The following is a 12,548-nucleotide window of genomic DNA, read 5'->3' on the forward strand; positions in this document are numbered from 1 at the left end:
CTTCGGGGCGCGGCGGCACGCCGATGCTAACCGTTGGTCGCATCGTTCTTCACGATGTTCCACTTCATTTCGACGACCCCGCCTTCCTTCGCGCCCTTGGCGTTTTGCGGCTGATATTCGACATGGAACTGCTCGAAGTTCAGCGTCACGTTCTCGGTGAAGCGATCTTCGCCGCCCGACCCGCCGGTCGAATACGAACTGACCAGCAACGCAGTCAGCGTGATCTTGTAGTATTCGAGCGGGTTGTCGCCGCCCGCCTTGCGCACGGTCAGCACCGCGGAATCGATGTGGGTGCCCTTGGCGCAGGCCAGCATGATCGCCGGCGTCGCCTTGTCGACCCACTTGGTGAACGAGATGTCCTGCACGTTCACCTTGCCCGCCCCGCCCCCCGTTCCGACGTGCATCGTGCCGCTCTGGCTCAATCCCCAGCTCCACGCGAGCACATCGATCTCTTCCTTGTGGGTCTTGTCCTGAGACTCGCCCTTGATGTCGCCCAGCTTGATGAACATATCGACGGCCATGTTCTTCTCCAGTCAAAATTGGTTCGCCACTGATAATGGGATTCCGTCAAGCCGCCTTGGCGGACGGAAGCTTCGAGACCAGCCGCAACGACACGGTCAGGCCTTCTAACTGATAATGCGGGCGCAGGAAGAATTTCGAGGTGTAATAACCCGGATTCCCCTCCACCTCCTCGATCACGACTTCAGCCGCGGCGAGCGGCCGTCGCGCCTTCGACTCTTCCGTGGAATGCAGCGGATCGCCGTCGACGTATTGCAGGATCCAGTTCTGCAGCCAGCGCTGCATCTCGTCCTTTTCCTTGAAGCTGCCGATCTTGTCCCGCACGATGCACTTCAGGTAGTGCGCGAAGCGGCTGCACGCGAACAGATACGGCAGACGCGCGGCCAGGTTGGCGTTCGCGGTGGCGTCCGGGTCCTCGTACTCGGCCGGCTTGTGCAGCGACTGGGCACCGATGAACGCGGCAAAGTCCGAGTTCTTCTTGTGCACCAGCGGCATGAAGCCATTCTTGGCGAGCTCCGCTTCACGGCGGTCGCTGATCGCGATTTCGGTTGGACACTTCATGTCCACGCCGCCATCGTCGGTCGGGAACGCGTGAACCGGCAGTCCTTCGACCGCACCGCCCGACTCGATGCCGCGAATCCGCGAGCACCACCCGTACATCTTGAAAGAACGGTTGATGTTGGTCGCCATCGCATAGGCCGCGTTGGCCCACGCGTATTTGCTGCTGTCCGCGCCGGCGGTGTCTTCCTCGAAATCGAACTCCTCGACCGGATTGGTCTTGGCGCCGTAGGGCGCGCGCGCAAGAAAGCGCGGCATCGCGAGTCCGACGTAACGCGAGTCTTCCGATTCGCGCAGCGAGCGCCACGCGGCATGTTCCGGGGTCTGGAAGATCTTGGTCAGGTCGCGCGGATTGGCCAGTTCCTGCCATGAATCCATCAGCATCACGGCCGGATCGGCCGCGGCGATGAAGGGTGCGTGCGACGCCGCGGAAATCTTGGCGATCTGCGTGAGCAGATCGACGTCGGGCCCGCTGTTGTCGAAGTAATAGTCGGCCACCAGCGCGCCGTACGGTTCTCCGCCGAACTGACCGTACTCTTCTTCGTACAGCTTCTTGAAGAACGGGCTCTGATCCCACGCCGTACCCTTGTATTTCTTGAGATTCTTGTATAGCTCACCTTTTGATATATTCATCACGCGGATCTTCAGCGACTCGTCGGTCTCGGTGTTGTTGACGAGATAGTGCAGGCCGCGCCACGCCGATTCGACCTTCTGGAACTCCTCCGAGTGGAGGATCAGATTGATCTGGTCGGACAGTTTTCTGTCGATCTGCGCGATCAGCGATTCGATCGTCGCGAGTACGTCGCCGGAGATCACGTTACTGTCGCGCAGCGCCTGTTCCGCCAGCGTGCGCACGGCCGTCTCGACCGCTTCTTTGGCTTTGTCGCTCTTCGGCTTGAATTCCTTCTGCAGCAGATTCGCGAAGTCGCTCATTTCGAGCGCACCCTCGCCGGGCTGTGCTTGCCCCTGGATGCCAGGTTCAGCCATGGTGGTCTCCTTGGTCAGGCGGATTCTTGCGGCTTGGGTGCCGATGCCAGCGACTGCAGCAATGCTGGGTCGTTCAGCAGTTTTGCGATCAGGTCTTCGGCGCCGGTCTTGCCATCCATATAGGTCAGCAGGTTCTGCAGTTGCCCTCGCGCTTCGAGCAGTTTCGACAGCGCGTCGACCTTGCGCGCCACGGCGGCCGGCGAGAAGTCGTCCATGCTGGCGAACGTCATGTCGACGGCGAGATTGCCTTCGCCGGTCAATACGTTCGGCACCTGAACGGCGACCCGCGGCTTCATCGACTTCAGACGTTCGTCGAAGTTGTCGACGTCGATCTCAAGGAATTTCCGGTCCGCCACCGGTGCGAGCGGATCCGCCGGTTGCCCCGTCAGATCGGCCATCACGCCCATCACGAAGGGGAGATGCACCTTCTTTTCCGAGCCATAGACCTCCACGTCGTACTCGATCTGCACGCGCGGGGCCCGATTGCGCGCGATGAATTTCTGGCTGCTTTCCTTTGCCACGACTGTTCCCCTGGTTGACGCCGCACGGGCCGCGGGTAGCGCGGCGCGTGACTGGCGAAGTGAACACACATCCGCCGCTTAACCGCTCTCGACACCACCGACCTGCCTCGCCTGCCCCAACCCATCCGGGGCGAGATCCTCGAGGATTTCCATGAAGCTCTTGTCCACCAGACGACGCGCGCGCGCGAGCAGGAGCGGCACCGGACTCGATGGCTCGTGCCGCGCGTAGTACGCACAGATGCGCTCGATCGAACGGATCACGTCCTCGCGGCTGTTGACCTCGCCCGACGGCGCATTGAAAGCGGAGACGCTGGCTGCGCCTGGCCCTGCCGGCTGGTCGGCGGGTTGTGCAGACGCCTCGTCCGCCGGCGCAGTGCCGATGCGCTCGCCGATAAAGCTGGCGGCATGGCTCAACAGCTTCGACAGCGGCGACAGATCGATCGACTGGGCCGCGCCCACCTTCTCGGTCAGCAGCGTTTCGATGCGCGTGTTGCTCTGCCGCGCCTCCAGCAACGCGTCGCGCACCGCGGCGGCGGCATCTCTCGCGCCGGCGATGATCGCGTCGATCGACGCCAGCGGGAGTACCGCAACGCCATCGGGGACCGGCGCGTCCCCCGTTGCATATTCGATGTCGCGCAGCCTGACGATCTCTCCGACCGGCGACATGACGAGCGGCGCATCGCGCACGTCGACCAGCATGCCCGCTGCCGCGAGCACCGCAAGCGCATTGATGCGCGCGGTCGGGTCGTTGTCATCGTCGGGATCGAGTTGTGGATAGAGGTGATCCCATCGTTGTTCCAGCATCTGTTCGATCAACGTGAGACCTTCGGCGAGACCGCTGAACCCCTGTCGATGCAACAACGCGCGCGACAGATGGCCCGCCACGCGCACGTCGTGACTCTTCGCCAGCAATGCCAGCGAGAGCGCCTGCGCGGCTTTCCAGTCGGGTGGTGTGGCGGCTACGACGGTCTGCCCGTATTGCGCATCCGGTTTGCCGTGAACAGCGAGTTCGAGCTCGAGGAAGTCCGGGTCGTACTCGACATCGTCTCCGCAGGGATTCCCCGGTGATATTTCGGCAAGCAGCACCCCGGCATCTAGCGTCGCCATTTTCTGTCGGACTCGATTGAGTGACTCACAGGCGCCGCAAGAGGTACGGCGCGCCATCGTGCTGCGGGAAATCACCTTCCCTTCAGTGTTGGTCTTTTAATTCGAATACCTGCTCCCGGATGCATCACGGAGCATTCCGCTTGTCGCACAGTCTGCGTCAATGGACGGTATGGAGCATAGCACGCAATTTGCAAAAAAAAAGCGACAAGCGTAATTACGCCGGCGCACCTTTTTCTGACTTATTGTCGTAATGAAGTTGCCATGTATTTTTTATCAATTGTTTAATAAAACATGACGGCATTCGTCGTATTTTTTATGTTTTATCAGATGAATAAACCGGTATTGCTGTAATGCAGCGAACTCTCGAAGATGCGATGCAAGATGCTTCCGGGTCGCTACTGCGTGGAACGGCGCCTCCCCCGGGAATGCCTTCCGGTAGTGATGTCGCTCGCGCCCCGCCAGCCCGTAATTCATAGACAGTCTGCTAATTGATTTCCAGCCACAAATAAAGTAGACATGCTGACGGTTCGAAAATTTCCTGCAACATGACCGGCATTGCTGCATTAAGATCTAATTCCACCAAGTAGAATGAAAACGCGAATGACCGTGCACTTTATCCTCGCATTCCATGTAGGGCATAAATGCGAATTTGCATAAGGAAAACCCCGATACTCAAGCAAATAAAGTTATGCCGATCCTTGATCGCATTTTATTGATTTAGACAAAAGCGGCGAGTTGAATGGCATGCCGTCTTGCCCAGGCAGGACCGCCCGATCCATAGAACCAGCAGCGTCATAAAGTGCAACCAGTTCGGCCGGGCCGGTCAGCATCCGGACGGAGCCGATCTTGCGGGAGTGAGACCGTGGGACACAGCGAAAACGCAGAGACGGTTTGGGGGAGTGGGGAGCCCGCGCTGCCGGAGCTTTGGCAACGCCGCGCGCGACTCAGTCACGATGAAATGGCGTCGATGTACAGCCTCGTGCAGCAGGCGTTGACGGCGTATCACCCGCTGGAACTGCAGGCGCTCGGCGAAGACAAGGAAGAGTTGATCTCGCAGTTCATCTACTTCAAGGTGTTCCGGCTCGAAGCCGCTCACAGCAGCGCCACGACCTTCCCGCTGCATAGCGCGCCGTCGAACCGCCACGCGGTGTGCGCGTATTTCCGCCGCTACCTGATCGACTGCCTGCGCAGCGCGAGCCATCAACGCAATGTCTCCCTCGATGACGACGACTTCGCATACGACATCGATCAGCAGACGGCGATGCATCCAGATCCCATCGGATCGGTTTTCATGCAATACGGGCTCAACGAAGCGTTCGTGCGCGAGTCGGCGCGCGCCTTCATCGCCGGGCTCGACGAGTCGGACCGGCTGGTGCTGGCAGGCACGCTCGGCTGGCTGTCGGACGAAAAAGGCGGCCTGTCGGAAGTCGCGGCGCGCTACAGGATTGCGTCGTATCACTATCGCGCTGGCAAGCTGGGTGTGATCCTGAAGAAATGCGCGCTGCCCGCCGACTTCGCCCGCACGGCGATCGGTCAGTGGGTCGAACACATGCTCGGTATCGACATCACGCTGGAGAACCGCCTCGCGATTCTGGCGGCATTGGGTATCCTGTCCGAGCAATCGACTGAACCGGTTTGATCTCATGAGAGGCCGCCTGTGCAGCTCGTCACCGCAAGCCTGACCGATCGGGGTGGACGGCAGCGCAACGAGGATTCGCTCGGCAACTGGTCGAGCGAGCGGCTCTACTATTGCGTGATCGCGGATGGCGCCGGCGGCCACGGCGGGGGCGATACCGCGTCGCGCATCGTGGTCGATACCGTGCTGGCCGATCTGCGCTACCTGACGGTCGCGGAATTGCCGCCAACCGGCGAGCGCCTCGCAAGCGCGCTGTTGCACGCGAACGAAAACATTCTCGAAGAACAGGTTCAAGGCAGCATCGACGTGAGGGACATGCGCTCGACGGCCGTGCTGCTGGCCATCGACATCGAGTGCCGCACGGCCGCGTGGGCGCATTGCGGCGACTCGCGGCTCTACTGCTTTCGCGATGGCGAGATCTGCGTGCAGACGCGCGATCACAGCATGGTGCAGGACATGGTCGACGCCCAGTTGCTCAGAGCCGACGAAGTCCGCCATCATCCGCGCCGCAATCTGCTGCTGTCCGCGCTGGGAAGCCGCGACGGGCTGAATATCGCCGGCCGGGCGGAGACTTTCGAACTGCGTGACCGGGACGCCTTTCTGATGTGCACCGACGGACTGTGGGAGTACGTCGACGAAGACTGCATGCGCGACTGGCTCGCGCGCTCGGCCACGCCGGATGCGTGGCTCGACGCGCTGGCCACCCAGGTGCGCGCAACGGCGAAAGCCAATCACGACAACTTCAGCGCGTTGGCAGTCTGGGTCGTCGACGCTGAAGACCCTCAGGCAACGATATTACGGCTGCCCGGACAGGCGGCCAGTCCGGGTTGAGGCCGATGCTGCCCATCTCGGTCATCATCCCCTGCTACGACGCGGCGGCAACGCTTGCCCGCACCCTCGAAAGCTGCGTGATCCAGCCGCACGCGGCCGAGATCATCGTCGTGGACGATGCATCGAACGACGACCCGATCGACATCGTGCGTCGCTTGCAGCAGTTCGACGCACGCATCAGGCTGCTGCGGATGCCGGTCAACGGCGGCTCCGCCCGCGCGCGCAACTGGGCCGCGTTGCATGCGTCGCACCCCGTGCTCGCGTTCATCGACGCCGACGACGAATATCTGCCAGGCGCGCTGGCCGTCGCCGGCCAGTTTCTCGAGCAGCATCCGGATGAGGCCTCGGTCCGGCTGGATGTCGAGTACGCAGGATTTCCGCGGGAGATCGTCGATCATCCCGACTTCGCGAAGCATGCGGCGACGTTGAGCAATACGATACCGAGCAGCCTCGTGATTCGCCGGTCGGTCTATGCGGCAATGGGCGGCTTTCCGATGGACGAATTCTTCCGCCACCATGGCGGCGACGACGGCGCGTTCTCGCTCGCGCTGTCGCGTCTGTTCGGCAATCCGCGGCTCGTCGACGTCAAGCGCGTACGGATGCATCACCACGCGCGCAGCCACGGCGCGCAGTTCTTCCGCATCAGCATGGGCATGCAGGCGCCCGACCCGGTGGAGGTCCGCGAAGGGATCCGGCTGACGCGCGAATTCGTGATGGCCGTAGAAGCGGGAATCCGTCAGCTGCACACGATGAGCACCTTGACGAGAACACCGGCGTGAGCCCGTCAGAAATCGCCGCAACCATGCTGACCGATCGTCAACATGCAGCTGTTCAGATTCGGTTGCGAGCGCACGCGCTTCCATTCGACCGCGAGCAGATCCTGTGAGTCTCCCGGCGGTTCCGTGGTGAACACCGGCTGGTTCGAGCCGATGCAGATGTTCGTGCCCTGCAGGTTGTTTTCATACACGAACGTCTGCTGCTGGCTGCCGAACAGTGCCTGCACGCCGCTCTGCGCCACCGCATCCGTCATCGGTATAACGGTCAACGTGCCGGGGACGTCGTTCACCACGTAGCCCACGCCGGAAGCGAAAGCCGGATCGATCGCGTACTGTCCCGGCGGCGAACCCTGCGTGGCCGGTGAACTCAAGCTGCCCGTGAGCGCGCCCGACGCGGTATCGCCGTTGATGAGACCGCTCGTCGTATAGGTAAAGGCCGGATTGGGCGCCCCGGCGATACGCGTCGCACCGTTCGCGGTGACCGTCACCGTCGGACGATCGACGTACACGAAGTGATTGCCGGTCGTGGGAACCGCTCCTCCCCAACTGCATCCCGAGCCGAACGTGCAGCCATAGAAATTGGGTTGCGCGGTATCGGGTTGAACGTTGCCGCGCGTTTCGCCGTTCCACGTCAGCCCCCAGACCCGCCATGCGTCGCCCGCGCTCAGCGTGCCCGTGCCCGCGTCGGTGAAGACACCGTTCTCCATCACCAGGTCGATCGATCCGCCGGCGCTCAGATTCGTGTTGAGTCCGCCCGTCGGCCCTCCCGCCGAGGCCGTTCCGCCACCCAGTCCCAGATTGCCGGTCGCTGCGGTCGCAACGAGATCGCCCGTGAGCGTCGAATTGGTGCCGTCCAGCGTCGACACCTGACTGGTGGCCGAATTGAAGGTCGAGCCGACGATCGGACCGATGACGAAGCTCCCTGAATTGAGGAAGTCGACATTGCCGGCCCCCACCATCGCCAGCACGCCGACTGCGTTCTGCGGATCGGTCAGCGTGAAGGTGCCGGGACCGGCGAGCAGCAGCCCAGCCGCCTGAATGCCGCCGGGGTCCGTGACGGAGCCGCCCGAAGACAGGACCAGCGTATGCCCGGGAAACGATGCGCCATACAGCAGCGAGATGCCCTGGCTGCCGGCCGCAGGGTTGGCCAGCGTCAGATTGGTGTTGAACACGGGTTCCTGGGTACAGGTCGCCACGCCGCCGCAACCCGCGCCGCCCACCGTGATCTTGCCGGTCTGCGTGGTGCTGCCGAGCACGATGGTCTGGAATCCCTGAAACTGCCCGAAGAAGGTGCCCTCGTCGATACTCATGCCGGCGACTGTCGTGAACAGCCCGATCGGCAACGCGTCGCCGCTCGTGAAGCCGAACGTATCCGGATCCACGCCGCCGGGAAGCACCGACAGGACACCGCCGGTGGAACCCAGCAACGCGGTCGGTCCGTCAACGACGAGGCTCGCAGTCGAGTTGTCGTTCAACGCACGCAGCGAGACGCGCCCGCCTGCACCCGCCGAGATCAGGGTCGGGATCTCGCCATCCCCGGTGATCTCCACGCCTGGCAACGGCTGGTCGGTCGAACCGGCAATCGAAACCGACGTACCCGCGCCGGAAGCCTGAACGGTCGAATCGAAGATATACACGCCGATCCCGGCCGTGATGCCCTCGCCGCCCTCGTTCTGCGCAGGCGTACCGGTCCCGGTGTACGCGCCGCGGATATCGATGGACCCGCTCGTCGTGCTGACGGTCGATTCCTCGATGTCGACGCCCAGTGCGTTGAACTCGTCGTCGGTCGTGGGTCCCGCGCCCGCACCATAGATCCTGATCGGCCCGGAAGCGGTGGTCAGCGCGACACCGAACAGCGCAACACCGCCGTACCCCGTCGTCCCGCCGACGTTCGGCGTCACGCCGAGGCCGCCTTCGATGTCGATCGTTCCGGTCGACGTCGTGATGGTGGTGGGCGTCGTGGTCGTGACGAAGCCGGCCGTCACGCTGTAGGTGACCGCCGTGTTGCTGCCAAGCTCGACCGCGGTCGAATTCGTTGGCGCCATCCCGTGGATAGCGACCGAGCCGTCCCCGTTCGCGTCCGGCGCGATGCCCGTCGTATTGATGGTGACGCCATTCAGCGAAATGGTCGATCCGTCGAACGTCGTTCCGTTCGCGCCGGCGCCGATCGATACGTTGCCGCCGTTCGTCTGCAACGTGATGGACACGGTACCGATTTCTTCCTCCGCCGGCGCGGTGTTCGTGATCGACGCGACACCGGCCGCCGCCCCATCCTGGTTCGCCTCGAGCACGATGCCGAGCTTGCCGGCCGACGCGTTCTGGTCCGCCTCGATATTGCCGAGCAGCGTGAGCGAGCCGCCGGCGGAGAGCGTGATCACCGCGTCGCCGCCGCTGCTCTTGTGGATGAACGAGCCGGAATCGAGCAGGATGCTGCCGCCGGTTCCGCTGCTGACGATCACGCTGACGCCGGCGTTCAGTTCGTCGTTGATCGAACCGTCGAGGATCGTCGTCGTGCCCGTGTACGGCCCGAATAGCGGCGAATCGGGTACGCCCTCGGGCGTCCCGGGTTCGATATCGACGTCGAACGGATCGAGCAGCCAGGTGCCGCCCTGCCCCTTCGCCGCCGAGGCGTCGACGACCAGCCCCGTCGTGTCGAGATAGTGCCCCGACGTTTCGATCAACCCGCCGTTCCCGCCCTGCGGCCCGCCGGTCGCCGACAGCGTGCCGTAGAGCCGGCTCGCGGTGTCGCTGAACGCCACCACGTGTCCGCCGTTGCCGTCGTCGAGCGCATCCGCATGGATGCTTGCCGTCGGCGCCATCCAGATCGCGTTGGCGTTGCGAAGGTCCGTGTCCGCGCCGCCCGCGCCGCCGCCGAAGCGCACCGTGCCGCCGCCCGCCGCGCCGCTCGCATCCACCCGCGCGCCGCCGAGCAACGCGACGTCGTAACCCGTCACGTCGATCCTGCCGCCGGTCAAGCCGGCGCCGCCCGTCGCATCCAGCGTGCCGCCCACCTGCGTGACGCCGCTCGTGCCGCCATCCAGCAGAATGTGCCCATCGTGTTCGCTGATGCTCTGCGCCCGCACGATCCCCTGCTGGTTGATCACCGTGCCCGCCAGCGCATCCGCCGTCTGCGCGCTCATCACCACGGTCCCGCCATCGGCGGCCAGCGTGCCGGTATTGCCGAGCAACGCACCCGCCGCGCCCTGATCGATCCTGAGCGTCGTCAGGCCGTCGCCGGCGAAGTCGACCGTGATGTCGCTGCCCGCCCCCATCGCGACGGTGCCCAGGCGCGCGCTCACGGTCCCGCTGTTGCTGACGGTCGCGCCGAGCAACGCGATCGTGCCGCCCGGTTGCGCGGTGAGCGCCCCCGCGTTGCTGACGGCCGCGGTGGACGCGCCCACGAAGCGATAGTTGCCGGCGAGAAAATCGGCATCCGAAATATTGAGCGTGGACGCGACCAGCGACCCGACGTTCACCGACGACCCGGGCGCGAAGATGATCCCGGCCGGGTTGACCAGAAACACCTTGCCGTTGGCCTGCAACAATCCGGCGATCGTGCTGGGATTGTTGCCCGTGACGCGATTGAGCAAGGTCGACGACGCCGACGGCTGCGCGATCCTCACGGCCTCGTTCGAGCCGATCGAAAACGAGTTCCAGTTGACGATCGCGCTCGGCGTCTTCTGCGTGATGTTCATCTGCCCCGGGCCTGACGTGCTGACGTTCACGTTGCCCGAGACGACCTGCCCGCCGACCGGATTGGCGAACAGCGGCGACGCATACGGCGCGGCAAACAACGCCGCGACCGCGCCGGCAATCGCGCTGGCGCGTCCCGATCGCACCCTGCATGGCTTGCTCATGGCAGCCCCCAGCGCCGGATATGCTCCGGCACATGCATCGACCCGATAGTCCTGCGCGCACCCACTACGCGCTCAGAACGCCTTCGACATCTGCACATAGAGATACGGCACATGATCGTTGCCGGTCGTATCCGACGAGGTCGTCCGCCAGGCCACCGTACCCTGCAACGAAATACCCGCCGGCGCGGACCAGAACGCACCGACGCCCACACCGCTGCGCGTGATCGTGTTGGAGCCTTCGTCCGGACGCGGATTCGCGTTATAGCGTCCCGAGCCGAAATCGAAAAAGCCGAATACGGTCACCTTCGAATTGATCGCGAATCGCCCTTCGAGCGTCGCCACGAATCCTTCATCCACCAGCGCCTCGGAAGGCGAATAGGCGCGCACCGCATGCGGGCCGCCCAGCAGGAAACGCGACGAATCGTCGAGCGTCGTCGCGGCCCATTGACCCGCCACGCCCGCGAAGATGCTCAGGCGATCCGTCACCGCGTTGAGCCGGTTCGCGAAGAACGTCGTGCGCACCTCGGTACCCTGCGTATTGCGGCCGAAGCTGGAGGTGTCGAGCTGCAGGCTCGATTCCGACCTGAAGTCGAGACTGCCGGCCAGCAGCGCCACGTCCGCGCTGTTGAAGCCGCCGCCCAGCAGCCCATCGCGGCTCTCGTAGCTCGCGCCGACGCTGCCTTCCACCAGCGAGCGGTGGTTGTGCTCCGACACCGTGCCGATGTTGTCGATCAGATCGCGATACTCGATGTTCGTGCGCAACAGCAGGTTCTGATTGCGCGTGCGCAGCAGCGGATGGGTCACCGTCAGGTCGACGGTGGTCGCTTCGCCCTGTGCATCGAGCGACGAAAATTCCTTCCCGAGCGCATAGTTCAGCCGCGACACCGTGACGCCCACGCGGGTGCCGTACGGATTGACCGGTGCCTCGTAGCCCACGCTGCCGAACGCCGTGTCGAGCCGCTCGCTGGCCAGCAGCCGCACATCCAGGTTGTCGCCGATGCCGAACGGCGAATTCAGCCGACCGATCGCGCCCAGCCGCCAGGTCCCGGCCGACGACGCGCCGTAGTTGTCGACGTTCACCGCGAAGGTCCAGCGCTTGGCCGGCGCCACGTTGATCGTCAGATCGACGGTGCCCGGTTCGCTACCCGCCTCGATCGACGACGACACCTGGATGCCCGGCAGATCGGAGAGCAGCAGCATCGTGCGTTCGAGTTCGTGCTCCTGCAGCGGCGCACCGACCGGAATCAACGCAACCCGCTCGCGCAGCAGGCTTTCGCGGATCGGCGTTCCAGCCGCCACGTTCAGGCGCACGTGCCCGATCCGTCCTTCGAGCACGCTCATCTCGACATTGCCCGCGCTCACGTCCTGAGGCGGAATCACCACCTGAGCCAGCGCGTAGCCCCGCTCGCGATACACGCTGGCGATAGCCGCCGCGATCGCCTGCAGATCCGCGAAACTCACCTCGGTGCCCAACCGGTTCCGTACCGGCGCGAGCAGCTGGTCGCTGGCGATGGTGTCGTTACCCTTGAGCGTGATGGTCTTCAGCACGAAGGTCGGGCCGTTTGCCACGACACCCGGCAACGTCGCCTGCGGCACCGCGGGCAAGGCCGCCGCGCCGCCCTGTGGCGCGGGACGCGTTTCGGACGGCTGCGTCTGGTTGAGCAGGCTGCCGGCGTTCGGCACCGTCTGGCCCCACGCCACGACGCTGCCGCAGGACAACGCCCCAGCAATGATCCGGAGTGTGTTCATTGTTGTT

Annotated in this window: 9 protein-coding genes; 3 read left to right on the forward strand and 6 right to left on the reverse strand. The window is 64.0% G+C overall.

Features of this window, described 5'->3' with window-relative positions:
* Positions 1-26: 26 nt before the first annotated feature.
* The 4 genes from DVS29_RS01920 to tssA form a co-directional block, all read right to left on the reverse strand.
* Positions 27-521, reverse strand: coding sequence for an Hcp family type VI secretion system effector (locus tag DVS29_RS01920; RefSeq protein ID WP_118178759.1), 495 nt, complete (start codon positions 519-521; stop codon positions 27-29).
* 46 nt (positions 522-567) lie between these two features.
* Positions 568-2,064, reverse strand: a complete 1,497-nt coding sequence (gene tssC, locus DVS29_RS01925) for a type VI secretion system contractile sheath large subunit (RefSeq protein WP_118178760.1) — start codon at positions 2,062-2,064, stop codon at positions 568-570.
* Between the two features lie 14 nt (positions 2,065-2,078).
* Positions 2,079-2,585, reverse strand: coding sequence for a type VI secretion system contractile sheath small subunit (tssB, locus tag DVS29_RS01930; RefSeq protein WP_118178761.1), 507 nt, complete (start codon positions 2,583-2,585; stop codon positions 2,079-2,081).
* A 78-nt stretch (positions 2,586-2,663) separates the two neighbouring features.
* A complete protein-coding gene (gene tssA / locus DVS29_RS01935; protein ID WP_118178762.1) occupies positions 2,664-3,692 on the reverse strand; it encodes a type VI secretion system protein TssA in 1,029 nt (342 codons plus the stop codon).
* Between the two features lie 862 nt (positions 3,693-4,554).
* On the opposite strand from tssA, the gene DVS29_RS01940 reads away from it, so the two are divergent.
* Genes DVS29_RS01940 through DVS29_RS01950 form a run of 3 tightly spaced genes read left to right on the forward strand, consistent with a single transcriptional unit; the run spans position 4,555 to position 6,938 of the window.
* A complete protein-coding gene (locus DVS29_RS01940; protein WP_205962390.1) occupies positions 4,555-5,331 on the forward strand; it encodes a hypothetical protein in 777 nt (258 codons plus the stop codon).
* Between the two features lie 18 nt (positions 5,332-5,349).
* The gene (locus tag DVS29_RS01945; RefSeq protein ID WP_118178764.1) at positions 5,350-6,159 is read left to right on the forward strand and encodes a PP2C family protein-serine/threonine phosphatase; all 810 of its coding nucleotides are present in this window, start codon (positions 5,350-5,352) and stop codon (positions 6,157-6,159) included.
* Positions 6,160-6,164: 5 nt separating this feature from the next.
* Positions 6,165-6,938 carry a glycosyltransferase family 2 protein gene (locus DVS29_RS01950; protein WP_118178765.1) on the forward strand — a complete coding sequence of 258 codons (774 nt, stop codon included), beginning with the start codon at positions 6,165-6,167 and terminating at the stop codon, positions 6,936-6,938.
* A 5-nt stretch (positions 6,939-6,943) separates the two neighbouring features.
* Here DVS29_RS01950 and DVS29_RS01955 read toward each other — a convergent pair whose 3' ends face one another.
* Positions 6,944-10,792 carry a two-partner secretion domain-containing protein gene (locus DVS29_RS01955; protein ID WP_118178766.1) on the reverse strand — a complete coding sequence of 1,283 codons (3,849 nt, stop codon included), beginning with the start codon at positions 10,790-10,792 and terminating at the stop codon, positions 6,944-6,946.
* A 72-nt stretch (positions 10,793-10,864) separates the two neighbouring features.
* A complete protein-coding gene (locus DVS29_RS01960; protein ID WP_118178767.1) occupies positions 10,865-12,541 on the reverse strand; it encodes a ShlB/FhaC/HecB family hemolysin secretion/activation protein in 1,677 nt (558 codons plus the stop codon).
* Positions 12,542-12,548 lie beyond the last annotated feature (7 nt).

Origin of the sequence: Paraburkholderia phosphatilytica, assembly GCF_003443895.1 — a bacterium.
Lineage (GTDB): Bacteria > Pseudomonadota > Gammaproteobacteria > Burkholderiales > Burkholderiaceae > Paraburkholderia > Paraburkholderia phosphatilytica.

Bases quoted from the DNA above. Each gene is read 5' to 3' on its own strand.
- DVS29_RS01950 (WP_118178765.1), top strand. From the start codon at position 6,165: ATGCTGCCCATCTCGGTCATCATCCCCTGCTACGACGCGGCGGCAACG.
- tssA (WP_118178762.1), bottom strand. From the start codon at position 3,692: ATGGCGACGCTAGATGCCGGGGTGCTGCTTGCCGAAATATCACCGGGG.
- DVS29_RS01920 (WP_118178759.1), bottom strand. From the start codon at position 521: ATGGCCGTCGATATGTTCATCAAGCTGGGCGACATCAAGGGCGAGTCT.
- DVS29_RS01955 (WP_118178766.1), bottom strand. From the start codon at position 10,792: ATGAGCAAGCCATGCAGGGTGCGATCGGGACGCGCCAGCGCGATTGCC.
- DVS29_RS01960 (WP_118178767.1), bottom strand. From the start codon at position 12,541: ATGAACACACTCCGGATCATTGCTGGGGCGTTGTCCTGCGGCAGCGTC.
- tssC (WP_118178760.1), bottom strand. From the start codon at position 2,064: ATGGCTGAACCTGGCATCCAGGGGCAAGCACAGCCCGGCGAGGGTGCG.